General features: G+C 68.8%; 17 protein-coding genes. 8 read left to right on the top strand and 9 right to left on the bottom strand.

Annotated elements, in window-relative coordinates; translation table 11 throughout:
• On the top strand, positions 1-645 hold a 645-nt coding region (locus tag ACLN58_RS07965), incomplete at its 5' end, for an SDR family oxidoreductase (RefSeq protein ID WP_415854728.1).
• 156 nt (positions 646-801) lie between these two features.
• On the opposite strand, the gene ACLN58_RS07970 is transcribed toward ACLN58_RS07965, so the two are convergent.
• Positions 802-1140, bottom strand: coding sequence for a hypothetical protein (locus ACLN58_RS07970; RefSeq protein ID WP_415854729.1), 339 nt, complete (start codon positions 1138-1140; stop codon positions 802-804).
• A gap of 159 nt (positions 1141-1299) precedes the next feature.
• Entirely contained in the window at positions 1300-2757 is a 1458-nt protein-coding gene (locus ACLN58_RS07975; RefSeq protein WP_415854730.1) for an amino acid permease, read from the bottom strand.
• Between the two features lie 230 nt (positions 2758-2987).
• Here ACLN58_RS07975 and ACLN58_RS07980 point away from each other — a divergent pair, with 230 nt between their 5' ends.
• The gene (locus ACLN58_RS07980) at positions 2988-4265 is read left to right on the top strand and encodes a helix-turn-helix domain-containing protein (protein ID WP_415854731.1); all 1278 of its coding nucleotides are present in this window, start codon (positions 2988-2990) and stop codon (positions 4263-4265) included.
• A 199-nt stretch (positions 4266-4464) separates the two neighbouring features.
• Positions 4465-5253: an IclR family transcriptional regulator gene (locus tag ACLN58_RS07985; RefSeq protein ID WP_415854732.1), complete on the top strand. Its 789-nt coding sequence runs from the start codon at positions 4465-4467 to the stop codon at positions 5251-5253.
• Here the strand turns inward: ACLN58_RS07985 and ACLN58_RS07990 are convergent.
• From ACLN58_RS07990 to ACLN58_RS08015, 6 genes are all read right to left on the bottom strand, one after another.
• A complete protein-coding gene (locus ACLN58_RS07990) occupies positions 5238-6281 on the bottom strand; it encodes a LacI family DNA-binding transcriptional regulator (RefSeq protein ID WP_415854733.1) in 1044 nt (347 codons plus the stop codon). The genes ACLN58_RS07985 and ACLN58_RS07990 overlap by 16 nt on opposite strands.
• Positions 6278-7192, bottom strand: coding sequence for a carbohydrate ABC transporter permease (locus tag ACLN58_RS07995; protein ID WP_415854734.1), 915 nt, complete (start codon positions 7190-7192; stop codon positions 6278-6280). Before ACLN58_RS07995 ends, ACLN58_RS07990 begins: the two co-directional genes overlap by 4 nt.
• Positions 7189-8070 carry a carbohydrate ABC transporter permease gene (locus ACLN58_RS08000; RefSeq protein WP_415854735.1) on the bottom strand — a complete coding sequence of 294 codons (882 nt, stop codon included), beginning with the start codon at positions 8068-8070 and terminating at the stop codon, positions 7189-7191. The genes ACLN58_RS07995 and ACLN58_RS08000 overlap by 4 nt, the downstream gene beginning before the upstream one ends.
• Before the next feature lie 69 nt (positions 8071-8139).
• On the bottom strand, positions 8140-9489 hold the full coding sequence (locus ACLN58_RS08005; RefSeq protein ID WP_415854736.1) for an ABC transporter substrate-binding protein: 1350 nt from the start codon (positions 9487-9489) through the stop codon (positions 8140-8142).
• 72 nt (positions 9490-9561) lie between these two features.
• A complete protein-coding gene (locus ACLN58_RS08010) occupies positions 9562-10998 on the bottom strand; it encodes a GH32 C-terminal domain-containing protein (RefSeq protein ID WP_415854737.1) in 1437 nt (478 codons plus the stop codon).
• 235 nt (positions 10999-11233) lie between these two features.
• Positions 11234-12325, bottom strand: a complete 1092-nt coding sequence (locus ACLN58_RS08015; protein WP_415854738.1) for a LacI family DNA-binding transcriptional regulator — start codon at positions 12323-12325, stop codon at positions 11234-11236.
• Positions 12326-12417: 92 nt separating this feature from the next.
• Between ACLN58_RS08015 and ACLN58_RS08020 the strand changes: the two genes are divergently transcribed.
• The 5 genes from ACLN58_RS08020 to ACLN58_RS08040 all read left to right on the top strand — a co-directional run bounded on the left by ACLN58_RS08020 (position 12418) and on the right by ACLN58_RS08040 (position 17511).
• Positions 12418-12870 (top strand): GNAT family acetyltransferase, encoded by a 453-nt coding sequence (locus ACLN58_RS08020; protein WP_415854739.1) that lies wholly within the window; start codon positions 12418-12420, stop codon positions 12868-12870.
• A 245-nt stretch (positions 12871-13115) separates the two neighbouring features.
• Positions 13116-14849 (top strand): urocanate hydratase, encoded by a 1734-nt coding sequence (locus ACLN58_RS08025; RefSeq protein ID WP_415854740.1) that lies wholly within the window; start codon positions 13116-13118, stop codon positions 14847-14849.
• Positions 14850-14861: 12 nt separating this feature from the next.
• Positions 14862-16463 carry a histidine ammonia-lyase gene (hutH, locus tag ACLN58_RS08030; RefSeq protein ID WP_415854741.1) on the top strand — a complete coding sequence of 534 codons (1602 nt, stop codon included), beginning with the start codon at positions 14862-14864 and terminating at the stop codon, positions 16461-16463.
• A gap of 225 nt (positions 16464-16688) precedes the next feature.
• The gene (locus ACLN58_RS08035) at positions 16689-16925 is read left to right on the top strand and encodes a hypothetical protein (RefSeq protein ID WP_415854742.1); all 237 of its coding nucleotides are present in this window, start codon (positions 16689-16691) and stop codon (positions 16923-16925) included.
• A gap of 199 nt (positions 16926-17124) precedes the next feature.
• Positions 17125-17511, top strand: a complete 387-nt coding sequence (locus ACLN58_RS08040) for a DUF1304 domain-containing protein (protein ID WP_415854743.1) — start codon at positions 17125-17127, stop codon at positions 17509-17511.
• Between the two features lie 34 nt (positions 17512-17545).
• Here ACLN58_RS08040 and hutG read toward each other — a convergent pair.
• Positions 17546-18324, bottom strand: a 779-nt coding sequence (hutG, locus tag ACLN58_RS08045; protein ID WP_415854744.1) for a formimidoylglutamase, incomplete at its 5' end; no start/stop codon positions are given.

The raw sequence follows: 18324 nt of genomic DNA on the forward strand, positions 1-18324 counted from the left end.
ATCGCCGACCTGGACGGCGAGGCCGCAGCGAAGGTCGCCGCCGACCTCGGCGGGGAGGCCTGGGCCGTGGACCTGCTCGACACCGCGCCGCTCGAGTCGCTGCGCCTCGACTGCGACATCCTCGTCAACAACGCGGGAATCCAGAAGGTCGCACCGATTCACGAGTTCGATCCGGAAGCGTTCCGTCGGATCCAGCGGCTCATGGTCGAGGCGCCGTTCCTCCTGATCCGTGCAGCACTCCCGCACATGTACCAGCAGGGGTGGGGCCGCATCATCAACATCAGTTCGGTGCACGGGATCCGTGCCTCGGCGTTCAAGAGCGCGTACGTCGCGGCGAAGCACGGGCTCGAGGGGTTCTCCAAGGTCGCCGCTCTCGAGGGGGCCCCGCACGGCGTGACCTCGAACTGCATCAACCCTGGGTACGTCCGCACGGCGCTCGTCGAGAAGCAGATCGCGGATCAGGCGGCGACTCACGGGATTCCCGAGTCCGAGGTGCTCGATGAGGTCATGCTCACCGAGATGGCCGTCAAGCGGCTCGTCGAGCCCGCGGAGGTCGCCTCGCTCGCGTGCTGGCTCGCGTCCGACGACGCCGGCATGGTCACCGGCGCGAGCTACACGATGGACGGCGGCTGGTCGGCGCGGTAGCGGGGCCGGGCAACCGCTGACGGCGCCGGTTCGGGTGATTGGGGGCCCGAACCGGCGCCGTTCGTTGTGCTGCGAGGGTGCAGCTCCTGCCCTGAGCCGCATCTCCCTGGCGAATTCCCTACGGAGATGCGGGTTCGGGCAGCAGTTGGGGTGCAGTTAGCTGCCGCAGGTGATCGTGACGCCACCCTGCTTGTGGATGCCCGGGCCAAGCTGCTGGCACTGCTGGGCCACGGCGGTGATTCCGGCAATGATCGTGATGGTCACGATCAGTCCGACCACCACGCTGATCGCGCCGAGGACGATACCGACGACCGCGGGCGTGTTCTTGTATTCGGCCTTCTTCGCCTGGACCTTCCCGACGATGCCCAGAATGAGGCCAATGAGGCCGAGGCCGACGAACGGAAGGATGATCGAGATGATCCCAAGGGTCTTTCCAGGAATCGGCTGCGGCGCATAGGCCGCAGCCGGGGCCTGGATATTGGAGGGGTTGGACATGGTTGCTCCTGAGCTTCACTGATGGTGCTCGAACAAGTTGCCATGCGGGTGCAGGCAGAAAGATGCTCTCAATTGGACATGTCCAACGCCAGTGTGACGCGCTGACTCCCGGTTCCGAGACCGAGTGTTGCGCCCGGCGCCGTTCGCCTGCTCTGGGGTCTACCGCCCCGAGCCGACCGCCTCGCGGGCGGGTTCGCCCGCGGTGACCGTGGCAACCACGGGGATCGGCGAGGTCTCGTCGCGGAGGGCGGGTCGGCGTCGTCCGTCGCCGCGGACCCACAGCGCGTAGGCCCCCGCAAGGACGGCGAGCCACGCGCCGCCCACCACGAGCGCCACGCGCGTCTCCTCGAACCAGCCGAGCACCCCGATGACGAGCGCCAGGAACGCGATCGCGGCGATGGAGGCCGCGGGCCACAGCGGCGACGGGAACTCGGACGGCGCGAGCGCGTACTTCCGGATCTCGCGCTTCATCGCGACGTGGCTCGCGAGGATCATGACCCACACCCAGACGGTCGCGAACGTCGCGATCGAGGCGATGACGGTGAACACGTCCTCCGGGATCACGGCGTTGAGCACCATGCCCACGAGCAGCACGCCCGTCATGACCACCACGGTCAGCCACGGCACTCCGTGCTTGGACACCTTCCCGAAGGACGACGGCGCGTGCCCCTGCTGGGCGAGCCCGAACAGGACCCGGCCGGCGCCGAAGATGTCCGAATTGATGGCCGAGAGCGCGGACGTGATGACGACCGCGTTGAGCACGTTCGCTGCGCCGGGGACGCCGAGGCTCGAGAAGATCTGGACGAACGGGCTGCCCTGCGCGCCGACCTCCGACCACGGGAAGAGGCTCATGAGCACCGCGAGCGTGAGGACGTAGAACAGGAGTACGCGAACGGGCACCGTGTTGACGGCGCGGGGGATGGCGCGCTTCGGGTCCTCGGCCTCGCCGGCCGTGACGCCGATCGTCTCGACCCCGCCGAACGCGAACACCACCACCGAGAACGCCGCGAGCATGCCGCCGAAGCCGTTCGGGAGGAAGCCTCCGTGGTCCACGAGGTTGCCGACGCCGGGATGCTGGCCGCCGAGCTGAACGCCGAAGACAATCAGCGCGGCGCCGCCGGCGATCATCGCGACGATCGCGACGACCTTTACGAGCGTGAACCAGAACTCGAGTTCGCCGAACACCTTGACGCTCAGGAGGTTCACGCCCGTGAGGAAGAAGATCACCGCGAGGATCCAGATCCACCGCGGCGTGTCCGGGAACCAGAAGCCCATGTAGATGGAGAACGCGGTGACGTCGGCGATCGCGACGATCGCCATCTCGAACACGTACGTCCAGCCGGTCACGAAGCCCGCGAGCGGCCCGAGATAGCGGCCCGCGTACTGGCTGAACGATCCCGCGACGGGATGCCGCACGGCCATCTCGCCGAGCGAGCGCATGACCATGAACACCGCGGCGCCCGCGATCATGTAGGCGAGAAGGACGGCGGGGCCAGCGGCCTGGATCGCGGAGGCGGAGCCGTAGAACAGGCCCGTCCCGATGGCCGAGCCGAGCGCCATGAACCGGATGTGCCGGACGTTGAGGCCGCGACTGAGCACGGCGGGTGAAGTCTGCATACGGGAGTTCCTCGCGTCGCTGGGAAGGATCCCTTCCACTGTGCCCGCCGGGCACGGGGTTGTGAGTGGCGTCACCGGCCATTGGTGTCTCAGATCGCAGACAACCGTTAGGCGTGGATCGGACGCCGCTGCGCTGCCCAAAAGGACGAGACCATGCCATAGTGAACGAGCGTGAGACCTTTTACGGACATCCTCCCAGACAGAGACCGGCGTGATCAGGGGGTAAGCAAATGGGGGAACGCTTCGGGGAGAACCTGCGGGCCGAGCGTCTTGAACGCGGCCTGACGCAAGGGGAGCTCGGGGAGGATCTCTATTCGCCGGGCTACATCTCTCTGCTCGAAGCCGGGCGAAGGGAGCCGACCTCGGAGGTCATCGCGGTGCTGGCCCGCCGCCTCGGCCTCGCGCCCAAGGTCTCAGAGGCGTTGAGCCAGCCAGATGCCGCCAATGACGCCGAATACGTCCTGGCCAGCCTGCTCGCTCGTCAGGCCTGGGATATGCACGACTACGCGCTGGCCGCAGGCCACGCCGCGACCGCCGCCCAGTTCTCTCTCGAGGGCAAGGACCACGGCGCCTGGTGGAACATGACCTACATGCAGGCCGAATGCCTCATGAAGCAGGGCCAGCTGGCCGAGTGCCAGAGCATCGTTGAGCGTCTCCTCGAGCACCCCCTCATCGCTGAATCCGACGTGTTCGCCATCCGCGCCCACCGGCTGCTTGCCTCCGTCTGCCTCAAGCTCGGTCAGCTTGGCACGACAGTCGAGCACGCCCGAGAAGTCATCCGCCTTGGCGCCCAAATGCCTCCCGGCTCTATCGTCTACATCGGTGCTTTGCGAGCCCTCATCGGCGCTCTTGCCGAAAGCGGGCGCCTCAACGAGGCCTGGGAATACTGCCGCGTTCTTGGCACCCTCGTCGACGAATCCATGGGCCAGATCTCCGGCGAAGTCGAATGGGTCATCGGCAACGTCGCCTTTATGCGCGCCGATTACGAAGAAGGGCTCAAGCACCACGAGCGTGCTGCCAAGTTCCTTTCCTCTGCGAATGACATGGAACTGTGGGCTCGCTTCAACAAGGCCACCGCATCCGTGCGCCTCTCCGGTGGGATCATCGAACCCGAGACCCTTGCAGCGATCGAACGCGCCGACCTCGCCCTCTCGATCGCCCGCGGATCACGCCCCGAGCGGCTCGAGGTCGCCTTCCTCCGCGCGCGTTGGCTCTACCTCAACGACGAAATCCCCGCAGCCATCGAGCGGCTCAAGGAAATCCACGCCGAGAAGGACGTTCTCGGCCGGCACACGGCAGGCGAAGTCGCCCTGCTCTACGGTCGCGCACTCAAAGCTCTCGGACGCAACGACGAAGCCCTCGAACTCCTCAAAGACGCCTGCGTGCAATTCAGCTACGCCGGCGCTTCGGACAAGGTCCAGCGGAGCATCGGTGAGATCTCCGCGATGCACTTTGCCGGGCAGTCGCCCAAGGCAGCCCGACCCTCGCCGCCCGCGCGAACAGACTGAGAACGCACCCTCGCATCCGCCGCGGGCGGACGGGAGGCGCACCAGCCCATGTCTGGTATCGCAGACGGCGAGCGCGGCGCGGCAGGTGCGTGCCGCCGTCGTTCGCGGGCACACTGGAGTTCGGTATTCCAGACATCGGCCCGCGCCCAATTGCCCGCACCCCCGATTTCCCCGCCCACCCACCCCAAAGGTCCCGCCCATGCCCGCCGAGCCCAGCCCGAAGTCCAAGGTTCCCGCCGCCGAGAGCACCCTGCGCATCCTGCGCTTGCTCGCGTCCCGCCGCGGCCCGCAGCCCGCCGCGAGCATCGCCGCGACGCTCGGGCTCCCGCGCTCCACCGTCTACCATTTGCTCGCGGTCATGGAGGAGAACGGCTTCGTCATGCATCTGCCGGAGGAGCGGCGCTACGGGCTCGGAATCGGCGCGTTCGAGCTTTCGAGCGCGTATTCGCGGCAGGAACCGCTGTCTCGGCTCGGGCGGCCCATGTTGGCCTCGCTCGTGGACGCGATCGGCGAGAGCGCCCACCTCGCGGTCCTGCACGGCCGCGACGTCCTGTACATCGTCGAGGAGCGCGCGAAGAACCGGCCGTCGCTCGTGACGGACGTGGGCGTCCGCCTCCCGAGCCACCTCACGGCGAGCGGGCGTGCGATCCTCGCGGCCCTGCCGAAGTCGCAGGTCCGTGCGCTCTACCCGAACGCCGCGGCGTTCAGCGAACGCACCGAGGAGGGCGAGCACATCCGCAGCTACTCCGCGCTCCAGTCGGCGCTCGACCAGGTGCGCCAGCGCGGCTACGCGACCGAGGACGGTGAGGTCACGTCCGGCTTCGCGTCCGTCGCCGCCGCCGTGACGGACCACGCGGGATGGCCGACGGCGGCCGTCGCCGTGACCTTCCTCGCCGAGAAGGTGCCGGGCGAGGAGCGGGACGAACTCGCGCAGCACGTTGCCCGCGTCGCGGGGGAGCTCTCGCACCGCATCTACGGGCGGCGGTGACCCGCGGGACCCACCGGGGCCGGAAGGCCTACCGAGTCCCGTTCGACCGGCGGACACTCGACCTTCACGATCGATTCTGCGGGCGAGTCGAGCCCCAGCAGCATGCGAATCCCGGCGGCGCCGAGTTCGTCATGGGGGAGGGCGACGGTCGAGAGCGGCGGGCGCACGTGCGCCGCTATGACCTCCTGATTGTCGAAGCCGACCACGGAGAGGTCGCCCGGGATGGACACGCCCCGCTCGCGGAGCCCATCGTAGAGCCCCGCAGCCATGCGGTCGTTGTAGCAGAAGACAGCGGTCGCGCCGAGCGCGAGGAGTGCCGGGACGGCTCCGTAGCCGCCCTCCTGGTCGGGGTACGCCTCGAGCACGAGGGCGGGGTCGAAAGCCAGCCCCGCGCCGTCGAGCGCTGCTCGGTACCCCGCGAGGCGACCCTCCTTCGCGGGCGCGGGGATCGTCGCGTTGATGAACGCGATCCGTTCATGACCCGCGCGGATGAGCAGCGCTGTCGCCTCGCGGCCGCCCTGCGCCTCGTCCGGCACGACGGCCCGGACGCCCGCCTCGGCGGCGAAGCAGTTCACGAGCACGAAGTCCGCCTCCCGCAACGCGTCCGGGACGTCCGTGACGCGGTGGAACCATGTCGAATAGAGGATGCCGCGCACCTTGTGCTCGAGCATCATCGTGATCGCGTCCTCCTCGAGGTCCCCGTTCCCCTCCGTGTTCGCGATGAGGAGCGCGTATCCGTGCTTCCATGCCTCGTCCTGGGCGCCGTGGATGATCTGGCCCGCGAACGGGGTGGTCGCGATCGCGTCCGCGACGAGCCCGATGAAGCGCGAACTTCCGCTCACGAGCGTCTGAGCGAGCGCGTTGGGTCGGTAGCCGAGGTCGCGGATCGCGTCCCGGACGCGCCGACGGGTCTCGGCCGAGATGCGCGCATCCTTCTTCTTGTTGACCACGAGGGAAACGGTCGACGGCGAGACCCCCGCAGCCGCGGCGACCTCCCTGAGCCTCGCGGGGCGGGAAGGCTGGTTCATCCCTTCGTCGCCCCGCTCTCGAGGCCCTGGATCATGGCCTTGTTGAGCACGAGGAACACCAGGAGCAGCGGCGTCACCGTGACGCACACGGCGGCGAACGTTGCCGTCCAGTCGGTCTTTCCCATCGCTCCGATGTAGTTCTGGAGGCCGAGTGGGATCGTCTTGAGCCCCTCGGTCAGCACGAACGTGTTCGCGAAGATGAAGTCGTTCCAGATGAAGATGCTGTTGACCAGCACGACGGTCACGACCGTGTTGAGCGAGAGCGGGAGCGTGATGAGCCCGAAGATGCGGTACGGTCCGGCGCCGTCGAGCGAGGCCGCCTCGTACGTTTCGCGGGGGATGTATTCGAAGAAGGACGAGAACAGGTACACCGACATGGGCAGTGCGAAGCCCGCGAGCGGGACGATCATCGACTGGTACGTGTCGAGCAGCCCGACCTTCGAATAGTCGATGAACAGCGGCACGAGCGCGATCTGCACGGGCACGATGATCCCCATCAGGAACACCGCGCGCACGAGCTTGCTCAGGCGGAAGCCGAGGACCTGGATCGCGTACGCGGCCATCATGCCGAGGACCACGATGAGCAGATTCGCGCCCATCGTCACGATGAAGCTGTTGAGGATGTTTAGCCCGAGGTTCCCGGTCGCGAACGCCCGGGCGAAGTTGTCGAGCGTGAGCGCGCTCGGGAGCGCGAACGGGTTGCCGGAAGCGAAGTCCTGCTCGGTCCGCAGGCTCGTGATGAAGAGCCACGCGAGCGGGTACACCTGCGCGGCGACGATGACGACGACGAGCACGCGGGACAGCGTCCTGTAGACGTGGGGGCGCGAACGACGACGGCGCCGTGCCGCTGCGGGGGCAGGCTGCGGCGACGCGGTGCGAACCGCGGCAGCTGGGGCTGGGTGGGTGATCACGCGTCCGCCTTTCGCCTGAGCATGAACACGATGAGGCCGACGGCGACAAGGCACTCCGCGACGATGAAGACGGAAATGGTGCTCGCGTAGCCGTAGTCGGTGCTCGTGAAGGCCGTCTTGTACATGTAGGTGGTGACGAGCTCGGAGGACTGGCCGGGACCGCCGTTGGTCATGAGGTAGGGGATGTCGAAGCCGCGGAGGCCGTACGTCGTCGCCATGATCGTCGTCGTGATCCACACGGGGCGGATGTACGGGAAGCGGATCTTCGTGAAGAGCTGCCACCGCGAGGCGCCGTCGAGGATCGCGGCCTCCTCGAGTTCGCGCGGCACCACGAGGAGGGCCGCGTAGATGATCAGCATGTAGAGGCCCGTGAAGCGCCAGCCCTCGGGTGCGGAGACCGCCGCGAGGACGGTGTTGACGTCGGAGAGCCACGGCCGTTCGAGCGCGCCGAGGCCGATCCACGAGAGGATCTGGTTGAGCAGGCCCACAGGATCGAGCGAGTAGATCCGCTCGAACAGGAACGCGATCGCGACCGTCGAGATCACGGCGGGGAGCAGGTAGAAGGTCTTGACGAGTTCGCGCCCCCGGCGGAGCGAGAGGAGCAGGCTCGCGACGACGAGCGCGCCGCCAAGCTGGAGCACGAGGCAGATCGCGAGGTAGCCCAGCGAGTTGAGGAAAGAACGCCAGAACACGTCATCGTGCACGAGCATGTGCGCGTAGTTGGCGAGCCCGACGAACTCCATGTCCCCGATCCCGTTCCACGAGAAGAAGCTCAGGACGAGGGACTGGAGGATCGGGAACAGGACGGCCGCGCCGTAGACGACGAGCGGCGGGAGGAGGAAGACGAGGACTGAGAGCCTCGATCTGGTGGGAAGCATGATGTGCCTTTCGGGCGGGGGAGCCGGGGCTCCCCCGCCTCGCTGCTGGCTATGTCGAAGAACTGACGCTCACTTGAAGAACTTGGGCGCGTTCTGGGCGATGGTGCCGTCCATCGTGCTCGTGAAGTCCGCCGGTGACGCGTTGCCCTGGACGAGGAGCGTGAGCTCCTGCTGGAGGCGTGTGTTGCTCGTGGGGTCGAGCTGCGTGTCCCACGGCATGATCTGCTTCGTGCCGAGGTCGTTCGCCTTGTCGAGCGCCTTCTTGTAGAGCGGCGTCGCGTTGGCCGGGATTGTCGTCTGGACGTTCGTCGTCGGCGCGAGCGCTCCCGTGGCCGCGTATTCGGCAGGGTACTTTGTCAGGGCGAACTTGAGGAAGTCGGCGACGAGCGGGTCATATGTCTTGGCGTTGACGGCCATGCCGATGCCGGAGGGAGAGACGTACTCGTTCGCGGCGGTCACGGAGCCCTGGGTCGTCGGGAGAGTGAAGAAGTCCACGTCGTTCCGGACGGCGGGGTTGAGCTTGTCCGTCGCGAGGCTCGAGAGCTCCCACGTGCCGATGTTGTACATGGCCGCCTGGCCGGACGTGAACGCGTTCTGCGCGTCGGAGTAGCCCTGAGACGAGAAGCCGTCGGAGAAGCACTTCGCCTTGCCGAGCGCGGCGAGCCAGTTCACGGCCTTCTGGCCCGCGGGGTCGGAGAACTTGGCCTGGCCCTTCTTGAGGCTCGTGATGTAGTCGGGACCGGTCGCCCGGAACGGCTCGTAGGAGACGTAACGCTCGAGCGGCCACTGGTCCTGCCCGTCCAGGGCGATGGGCGTGACGCCCGCCTTGCGCAGCGCCGTGCACATGGCCGGGATGTCGTCGAGCGACGTGGGCACGGAGACGCCGGCCTTCTGGAACAGCGACTTGTTGTACCAGAAGTACTCGAGCTCGAACTGCATCGGCACCATGTAGAGCGAACCGTCGTCGAAGCGCTGGTAGTCGAGCGCCGCTGGCCGGAAGTTGTCGTACAGGCCGAGGTCCTTGAGCAGCCTGCCCGCGTCCATCATCTTGCCCTGCTTCGCGAGCTGCTGGGCGAACGGCGTCGCATCCGTGTCGAAGAGTTCGGGGAGCTTGTCCGCCGCCGCGAGGGTCTCGTACTTCTGGATGTAGGACGGCCGGTCCGGCGTCGTGATGAGGTTGAGCGAGAAGCCCGGGTGGTCCTTCGCGTAATCGTCTGCGAGCTTCTTCATGATCGTGATGACCGAGCCGTCCGCGGGGCGCGAGAGGAGCCACGAGATCTGGCGGGGCACGATCTTGCCGGTCGGGCTCACGTTCGTGGAACTGCTCGACGGGCTGCTGCCGCAGCCGGCGAGGGCGAGGGCTGCGACCGCTGCAACCGCCGCAGTGCGACAGAGCTTGGAGCGGAGGAGTCGTTTCATGGTGGTCAATCTCCTTTGATTCCGGGTGCTTGGTGCTTTGCTGGGTGCTGCTTCTGATGCGGGATGGATATTTCAGTTGTCGGTGCGTTTCCGGACGACGAGCGACTCGACAGTCGCCGAGCCCTCCCCAACGAAGGCTCCGAACCTGCCGGATCTCCTGTCGTAGATGCGCGTGCTGAGGGCAACGCGGCGGTCGACGACGGCGACGCACACCTCGCCGTCGACGATCACCTCGAGAGTGTGCCCGCCCGGGGAAAGCGGGCACGGGCGTTCGAGTTCGATCTCGAAGGGCACGTCCCCCGAGATCTCCCATTGGCCGGCCCCGGTCCCTCGGCGCGGCCAGCGGTCGAACACGAGGCGACCCCGCTTCGGCTCGAGACGCACGACGTAGGATTCGTCGCCGTCGTCGCTCGCCCGGAGCAGAAGGCCGCATTCGGTCGTCCCGGCGTCGATCGCGAAGTCTGCCCTCGCGTAGAACTGCCCGGGAAGGTCCTCGTTCGAGACGATCGCCCGGTAGCCGTCCGGCGTGGCGAGCCGCGCGGGGAGCGGTTCGGCGAAGGAGACGGGCACGTCGTCCCAGAAGCTCTCGACGAGCTCGTCCGTGAACCCGAACGCGAGCGTCCCGTCGTCGTTCTGGCGCGCCTCGAGGACGGCGAGGGTGCCCGCCCACTGCCAGGCACCGTCGTCGGACGCTCCTTCCTTGCTCGCGATCCAGCCGAAGAAGAAACGCCGGCCCTCCCGCTCGGCAGACTTCGACGCGTAGAACGCGCGCCCGTCGATCGTGTCGAGGTCCGGGACCGACCACGGGCCGTCTGGGGATTTCGCCATCCGGTATCGCGTCGTGAAGGAATCCGAGAACTCGGAGCACACGAGGTACCACCACTCGCCCCATTGGAAGACGTCGGGGCATTCGTGCATGATGTAGCGCCGCGGATCCCAGAAGGGCTCGGCCTCGCGCCAATGCATGAGATCGCGTGAGATGAACTGGGCGATGACCCCGCGGCGGCGTGCCGGCCCTGCGCTGTGGCGGGCGGCAACGAGCATGCGCCACACGCCGTCGGGGTCCCGGAACACGAACGGATCGCGCCAGTCCGCCGTCTCGAAGCCCTCCGGCGCGCCGAAGGTGAGGTTGCGGAGCTTGGCCCAGGTCTTCATGCCGTCGAGGCTCGTCGCGTGCATCACGAGCTGGAGCGGGAGGCCGTCCGGACCTAGCCTTCGCGGGTTCTGGCCGGTGTAGAAGAGGTGGTGGACGTCGTAGTCGTCGAGCACGACCGAGCCGGTGTAGACGTTGAAGTCCGGCTCGTCCACGGTTCCGTGGGGGAGCGAGACGCCGTGGTCCACGAACTGCGTGAGATCCTTCGTCGTGACGAGGTGCCAGGCGGTGCCGGGCTTCGGTTCCTCACGGAGCTCGTGGAGGTAGAAGAGCCAGAATTCGCCGTCGTGCTGGAAGGGGATCACGTCCCCGACCCATCCGCCGTCGCGGGGCTGGAAGAAGACTTGCTGTGACATCTGCGATGACGTCCTGTCTGCTAAAGCGTTTGATCAACATGAGTGTAGGTGAGGCAGATCACCTTGATCAAGCGTTTTAGCAAAATTCTTCCGTGGCCAGCGCGCCGTGGCGTCCGCGCGCCGCGCACTGCCCGTTCCCGACCCTCTTTCACGCGGGGAACGGGCGCCGCGCCGCACGCCACGCCGTGAGCGCGGGACGGGGCGGGTCAAAGAAGGTCGGGACGGGACGCGCTCCTCAGGCGCGCGCAAGCTCCGTCCGCGGCGCCGGCCCGACCGAGGAGCGGACGACGGCGGGGCACTCTACTTCGACGCGGCCGTCACCCGGGACGTCCTCGACCCCGAGCAGCACGCGCACACCTGCTGCGCCGAGCTCGTAGTGGGGAAGGGCGACTGTGGTGAGCGGCGGGCGCAGATGGGCGGCGATGACCTCCTGGTTGTCGAAGCCGACGACAGCGAGGTCCTTCGGGATCGAGATTCCGCGCTCGCGGAGGCCGTCGTAGAGGCCCATGGCCACGCGGTCGTTGTGGCAGAAGACGCCTGTGGGGTTCTGGGCGAGCACGGACGCGACGACGTCGTAGCCGCCCTCCTGGTCCGGCTCGGCGTCGAAGACGAGTGCGGGATCGTAGGCGACGCCCGCCGCTTCAAGCGCCTCGCGATAGCCGCGGAGGCGCCCGTCATGGGCGGGGGACGGCGTCGTCGTGTTGACGAGTGCGATCCGCCGGTGCCCGTCGCGGAGCAGGATCTCGGTGGCGGTCCTGCCGCCCTGAATCTCAGCGGGGACGACGGCGCGCACGTCGCCGGCCGGGGAGTAGCAGTTGACGAGGACGACGTCGGTCTCCCGCAGCGGCGCGGGCACGGCGGCCGCCCGGTGGTACCACGTCGAATAGAGGACGCCGCGCACCTGGTGTTCGAGCATCATCGAGATGGCCTCGCGTTCGGCCTCCTGATTGCTCTCGATGTTGGCGATGAGCAGGATGTAGCCGTGCTTCCACGCCTCGTCCTGGGCGCCGTGGATGATCTGCCCGGCGAATGGCGTTGTCGCGATCGCGTCCGTCACGAGGCCGATGAAGCGCGAGCCGCCGCTCACGAGGTTCTTCGCAAGGGCGTTGGGGCGGTATCCGAGGCTGCGGATCGCGTCGTGCACGCGCTGCCTCGTTTCGGCGCCGATCCGGGCGTCGGGCTTGTTGTTTACGACGAGGGAGACGGTGGCGACCGAGACGGAGGCAGCCTCCGCGACCTCGCGCATGGTCACGTGGTGGCCTGATCTCTTTCGCGCCGGCGACTCCGCGGCGTTGCCGCGCCGCCCCGCTGCCTCATCCGACGTCATTGTCCTCGCAGTCTACGGCGGTGGGGCAGATCACGCCCAACCACACCAACATGCAGTGAGCCCCGGAACCTCGCGCGGGTACGGTTGGGCCCATGCTCATTCGTTCCTTCGCCGAAGCTGACCGCGCCGCCGTCGTGGCCCTCTGGCACGGGGTCGGGCTCACACGGCCGTGGAACGATCCCGGCAAGGACATCGACCGCGCCGTCGCGACGTGGCCGGATCTCTTCCTCGTCGCCGAGGAGCGCGGTGCTGGAAGTGCCGACGACGGCGGCGCGGGCGGCGGCGCCGTCGTCGGTACCGCGCTGTGCGGCTACGACGGGCATCGCGGCTGGATCTACTACCTCGCCGTCGCGCGTTCGCAGCAGGGCCGCGGGATCGGGCGCGCACTCATCGCGGAGGCGGAGGCGCGGCTCGAGGCGCTCGGCTGCCCGAAGGCCATGCTCATGGTGCGGCGCGGGAATGAGCAGGCGCACGGCTTCTACGGCGGCTCGGGCTACTCGGAGGATGACGTCGTGACGTTCGGGAAGCGGCTCATCGCCGACTGAGCGTCTACTCGGCGGGATTCCGACCGGGATCGGGGGGGGGATTCCACCCCGTTTCCGGCGTGTCGGCCCGACTCGCTGGATGCTGTCGGCCAATCCCGGTCGGGAACTCCGCGATCCGCGGGGCATGTCTGGAATCCCGGATGGGTCCGCCGAAAACCCCCTCCCGCCGGGGCTGCCGGCGCGGTGTCATGGATACAGAAGATCCCGTGGATCGCTAACCCACCATCACCGACGCAGGAGTCACGATGTCCACCACGAGTCCGGCCCGCAAGGCCGACTTCACCACCGGCGCCCGCCCGGTCCGCGCCCCGCGCGGCACCGAGATCACGGCCAAGTCCTGGCAGACCGAGGCGCCCATGCGCATGCTCATGAACAACCTCGACCCCGAGGTGGCCGAGCGCCCGGACGAGCTCGTGGTGTACGGCGGCACGGGCCGCGCCGCGCGCTCGTGGAAGGCGTTCGACGCGATCCTCGCCACGCTCAAGGACATGGACGACGACGAGACCCTCCTCGTGCAGTCCGGCAAGCCCGTGGGCGTCTTCCGCACCAACGTGTGGGCCCCGCGCGTGCTCATCGCGAACTCGAACCTCGTGGGCGACTGGGCGAACTGGCCCGAGTTCCGCCGCCTCGAGGCCGAGGGCCTCACGATGTACGGCCAGATGACCGCCGGTTCCTGGATCTACATCGGCACGCAGGGCATCCTGCAGGGCACGTACGAGACGTTCGCGGCGGTCGGGGCCAAGCTCTTCGCAGAAGGGAAGACAAGCACAGCTAGTCTCAAGGGCACCCTGACCCTCACGGGCGGCTGCGGCGGCATGGGCGGTGCCCAGCCGCTCGCCGTGACGCTCAACGGCGGCGCGGTGCTGATCGTCGACGTCGACGAGTCCCGCCTCCGCCGCCGCGCCGGCAAGCGCTACCTCGACGAGGTTGAGACCGACCTCGATGCCGCGCTCGCCAAGGTCGTCGCCGCGAAGGCCGAGGGCCGCGCCCTCTCCGTGGGCTACGTGGGCAACGCCGCCGAGGTGTTCCCCGAGATCCTGCGCCGCCACCGCGCGGGCGAGCTCACGGTCGACATCGTCACCGACCAGACCTCCGCCCACGATCCGCTCAGCTACCTGCCCACGGAGTACACCGTGGAGCAGTGGCACGCCGAGGCCGAGGCGGACCCCGAGGGCTTCGCGAAGAAGTCCCAGAACGCCATGGCCCGGCACGTCCAGGCCATGGTCGAGTTCCAGGATGCTGGCGCCGAGGTGTTCGACTACGGCAACTCGATCCGCGACGAGGCCCGCAAGGGCGGTTACGGCCGCGCGTTCGAGTTCCCCGGCTTCGTCCCGGCGTACATCCGCCCGCTGTTCTGCGAGGGCCTCGGCCCGTTCCGCTGGGTGGCCCTGTCCGGGGACCCGGAGGACATCAAGGTCACCGATGCGGCCATCAAGGAGCTCTTCCCCGAGAACGAGCACCTGCACCGCTGGATCGATGCGGCCGAGGAGTTCGTCGAGTTCGAGGGACTGCCCGCGCGCATCTGCTGGCTCGGCTACGGGGAGCGCCACAAGGCCGGCCTCCTCTTCAACAAGCTTGTGGCCGAGGGCAAGGTCAAGGCGCCGATCGTGATCGGCCGCGACCACCTCGACTCGGGCTCCGTCGCCTCGCCGTACCGCGAGACCGAGGGCATGAAGGACGGCTCGGACGCGATCGCGGACTGGCCGCTCCTCAACGCCCTTACCGCGGCGTCCTCGGGGGCGACGTGGGTCTCGATCCACCACGGCGGCGGCGTGGGCATCGGCCGCTCGATCCACGCCGGTCAGGTCTCCGTGGCCGACGGCACGGAGCTCGCCGCCGCGAAGCTCACCGCCCTCCTGACCAACGACCCCGGCCTGGGCGTGATCCGCCACGTCGACGCCGGCTACGAGCGCGCCGTCGAGGTCGCCGCCGAGCGCGGCGTTCGTATTCCGATGTCCGCATCCGCGGCCGGGAAGTAAAGGAACACCACGATGACCCTCACCGCCCCTGAAACCGGCCTCCCCTCCGAGGTGACCCTCTCCCTCGGCGGCCTGACAGCGGCCGACGTCGTCGCCGTCGCCCGCCACGGCGCCCACGTGGGCGTCGCGCCTGAGGCGCTCGCCGAGGTGGCCCGCGTCCGCGCCCACGTCGAAGAGCTCGCCGCGAGCGAGACCCCCGCCTACGGCATCTCGACTGGCTTCGGCGCGCTCGCGAACCGCCACATCCCGCAGGACCTGCGCACGCAGCTCCAGAAGTCGCTCATCCGCAGCCACGCGGCGGGCATGGGCCCCGCCGTCGAGCCCGAGGTGGTCCGGGCGCTCATGCTCCTGCGCGCCAAGACGCTCGCGTCCGGCCGCACGGGCGTGCGCCCTGTAGTCCTCGAGACGTTCGTCAAGCTCCTCAACGCGGGCATCACGCCCGTGGTCCGCGAGTTCGGCTCGCTCGGCTGCTCGGGCGACCTCGCCCCGCTCAGCCACGTTGCCCTCGTGCTCATGGGCGAGGGCGAGGCGTTCGGCCCGGACGGCGAGTCCTTCGGCGGCCGCGGCGAGCGGACGACGGCGGAGCTCCTCGCCGAGCATGGCATCGCCCCGGTCACCTTGGCGGAGAAGGAAGGGCTCGCGCTCGTCAACGGCACGGAGGGCATGCTCGGCATGCTGCTCATGGCGCTCCACGACCTCGACGCGCTCGTCAAGACCGCCGACGTCACGGCCGCGCTGTCCGTGGACGGGCTCATGGGCACGGACGCCGTGTTCCTGCCCGAGCTCCACGCGCCGCTGCGCCCGCACCCGGGCCAGGCCGACTCGGCGGCCAACATGCTCGCGGTGCTCCGCGGCTCCAAGATCGTTGAGTCGCACAAGGTCGGCGACAACCGCGTCCAGGACGCCTACTCGCTCCGCTGCGCACCGCAGGTGGCCGGCGCCGTCCGCGACACGATCGCCCACGCCCGCACAGTCGCGGAACGCGAGATCGCGGCCGCGATCGACAACCCCGTGGTCCTGCCCGACGGCCGGGTGAGTTCTAACGGCAACTTCCACGGCGCGCCGGTCGCGTACGTGCTGGACTTCCTCGCGATCGCCGTGGCCGACCTCGCGTCAATGGCCGAGCGCCGCACCGACCGCATGCTCGACCCGGCACGTTCGCACGGCCTGCCCGCGTTCCTCGCCGACGATCCGGGCGTCGACTCGGGCCTCATGATCGCGCAGTACACGCAGGCCGGGCTCGTCTCGGACTGCAAGCGTCTCGCCGTCCCCGCGTCGGTGGACTCGATCCCGAGCTCGGCGATGCAAGAGGACCACGTCTCGATGGGCTGGCACGCGGCGCGCAAACTGCGCAAGGCGGTCGAGAACCTCCGCCGTGTGCTCGCGATCGAGCTCGTGACCGCGGCCCGCGCGATCGACCTCCGCACCGCGATGTCCGACGGCGCGCTCGTGCCCGGTCCGGGTGGGGCCGCTGCGATCGAGGTGCTTCGGCGCTCGGTGGCGGGACCCGGCGTCGACCGCTTCATGTCGCCCGAGCTCGAGGAGGCCGACCGCGTGCTCGCGCGCGGCGAGCTGCTCGCCTCGGTGAGTGCCGCCGTCGGCGGTTTGCTCTAGCGAAAGCCCGCGCGCACCAGGTGCGCGCGCCCGCTGTGGGCCCGGAAAACCGGGCCCACAGCGTGGTCCGACCACAGGGTTAGGCAAGTGCACAACGAAATTTGGAGATCGTGGTCGGACTCTACATAGCGACGCGCCGTAGGAACCGATAGAAACAGAGAGGCCGTAATGGCGCGGCTCACAATTGGTCCTAGAGGGACAGGAATCCACGGAGGGGTTAAGGGCATGAAGGCACGCGGAGCGGTACTGACCAGGCGGGGCGCGCACCAGGCGCCGATTGCGGACTGGACGGTGCTGCGGGCCGAGGATCCGATCGAGATCATCAAGCACGCGCAGCTCGTGGCCGCCGGGCGAGTCGAGGAAGTCTCGCTGAGCGGCAACGTGTTGTGGATCAAGGCTGACGGCGGTGAGCCGCGTCGACTTTTCCTGAAGTCCGACGGCGTGCTCGTCCGCCGCGCATAGGGGTTCCCTCGCTCGCAACGTAGGAACACTCGCAACCCAGCGCGGGCCCCGCACCGATGACGGTGCGGGGCCCGCGTGCGTTGGGGCCGCGCGTGCGTGGGGGCCCGCGTGCGTTGGGGCCCGTGTGCGTGGAGGTGCTGGGGCCGCGCAACACCGGGTATCGCGGGAATGAACGTGGTCGAGCCAGTAGCCTGTGGCCATGGTCATCGCAGGACTCGTCTTCGCGGGCATCGCCGCGCTCATCCACGTCTACATCTTCTATATGGAATCGCTCGCGTGGACGGCCGCGCGGACGCGTGCGACGTTCGGGACCTCACCCGAGCAGGCGGAGGCCAGCAAGGAGCTCGCCTTCAACCAGGGCTTCTACAACCTGTTCCTCGCGGTCGCGGCCGGTCTGGGCGTGGTCCTCGTCGCGGCCGGCGCCACCGCCGTTGGCGCGACGCTCGTGTTCGTGGGTGCCGGTTCGATGGTCGCGGCGGGCTTGGTGCTGCTGCTGTCGTCGCCCTCGAAGGCGAGCGCCGCGCTCAAGCAGCTGGTTCCGCCGGCGATCGGCGTCGTGTGCCTCGCGATCGGCCTCGCGCTCTAGCCGTGCCTTCCCTCTAACCCGCCCGGGCTGGGTCCTAGCCCAGGATCGTGTCGACGAGCCGCGCGGCGACGCGCGCGGTGCGGCCGTCGACGTCGAACCGTGGGTTGAGCTCCGCGAGGTCCGCGTGGACGAGCTTGCCGCTCGCCACGACGCGGCGCACGACCGCGACGATCACCTCGAGCGGCACGCCCAGCGCGGCGGGGGCCGACACCCCGGGGGCGACGGCGGCGGGGAGGACGTCGAGGTCGATGGTGAGGTACACGGCGTCGAGCCCCGCGAGGAAGTCCTCGACGAACGACTCCGCGGTCTCCCGCGTCGCATACTCGTCGAGAAGATAGCGCACGCCGAGCTCGTCGGCTCGGCGGAACAGGGCGAGCGTGTTGTTGGGCCGGGAGATGCCGACGACCGCGTACTCAAGCGTGCGGCCAGCGGCGGCTTCCGCTCGGGCCATCTGGAGGAACGGGGTTCCCGAGCTCGCCCGCGCCTCGTCGCGGAGGTCGAAGTGCGCGTCGAGGTTGAGCACGCCGACGCGCCGACCGGCCGCCGGCTCCGCGTCGATGACGCCGAGATAGCTCGCGAACGCCGTCTCGTGGCCGCCGCCGAGCGTCACGGTGAGTGCACCAGCGTCGAGGAGGGCCGATACGGCCCCGCCGCAGCGCTCCTGCCCGCCCTCGAGGTCGCCGGGCATCTCGTCGGAGCCGAGCGTCACCGTGACGTCGCCGGCGTCGAACACCTCCCGTGCGAGGTGGAACGCGAGTGGGCCCAAGGCCGCCCGCACGGCCGCAGGCGCCCCCGCCGCGCCGATCCGACCCT

The organism is Sinomonas sp. G460-2, assembly GCF_047759905.1.
In the GTDB taxonomy this organism is placed as follows: domain Bacteria; phylum Actinomycetota; class Actinomycetes; order Actinomycetales; family Micrococcaceae; genus Sinomonas.

Excerpts from the sequence above, each read along its gene's own strand:
- ACLN58_RS07975 (WP_415854730.1), bottom strand. The coding sequence starts at position 2,757 with ATGCAGACTTCACCCGCCGTGCTCAGTCGCGGCCTCAACGTCCGGCAC.
- ACLN58_RS08025 (WP_415854740.1), top strand. The coding sequence starts at position 13,116 with ATGTCCACCACGAGTCCGGCCCGCAAGGCCGACTTCACCACCGGCGCC.
- ACLN58_RS07990 (WP_415854733.1), bottom strand. The coding sequence starts at position 6,281 with ATGAACCAGCCTTCCCGCCCCGCGAGGCTCAGGGAGGTCGCCGCGGCT.
- ACLN58_RS08020 (WP_415854739.1), top strand. The coding sequence starts at position 12,418 with ATGCTCATTCGTTCCTTCGCCGAAGCTGACCGCGCCGCCGTCGTGGCC.
- ACLN58_RS07985 (WP_415854732.1), top strand. The coding sequence starts at position 4,465 with ATGCCCGCCGAGCCCAGCCCGAAGTCCAAGGTTCCCGCCGCCGAGAGC.
- ACLN58_RS08005 (WP_415854736.1), bottom strand. The coding sequence starts at position 9,489 with ATGAAACGACTCCTCCGCTCCAAGCTCTGTCGCACTGCGGCGGTTGCA.
- ACLN58_RS08035 (WP_415854742.1), top strand. The coding sequence starts at position 16,689 with ATGAAGGCACGCGGAGCGGTACTGACCAGGCGGGGCGCGCACCAGGCG.
- hutH (WP_415854741.1), top strand. The coding sequence starts at position 14,862 with ATGACCCTCACCGCCCCTGAAACCGGCCTCCCCTCCGAGGTGACCCTC.
- ACLN58_RS07980 (WP_415854731.1), top strand. The coding sequence starts at position 2,988 with ATGGGGGAACGCTTCGGGGAGAACCTGCGGGCCGAGCGTCTTGAACGC.
- ACLN58_RS08000 (WP_415854735.1), bottom strand. The coding sequence starts at position 8,070 with ATGCTTCCCACCAGATCGAGGCTCTCAGTCCTCGTCTTCCTCCTCCCG.
- ACLN58_RS07970 (WP_415854729.1), bottom strand. The coding sequence starts at position 1,140 with ATGTCCAACCCCTCCAATATCCAGGCCCCGGCTGCGGCCTATGCGCCG.
- ACLN58_RS08040 (WP_415854743.1), top strand. The coding sequence starts at position 17,125 with ATGGTCATCGCAGGACTCGTCTTCGCGGGCATCGCCGCGCTCATCCAC.
- ACLN58_RS08015 (WP_415854738.1), bottom strand. The coding sequence starts at position 12,325 with ATGACGTCGGATGAGGCAGCGGGGCGGCGCGGCAACGCCGCGGAGTCG.
- ACLN58_RS08010 (WP_415854737.1), bottom strand. The coding sequence starts at position 10,998 with ATGTCACAGCAAGTCTTCTTCCAGCCCCGCGACGGCGGATGGGTCGGG.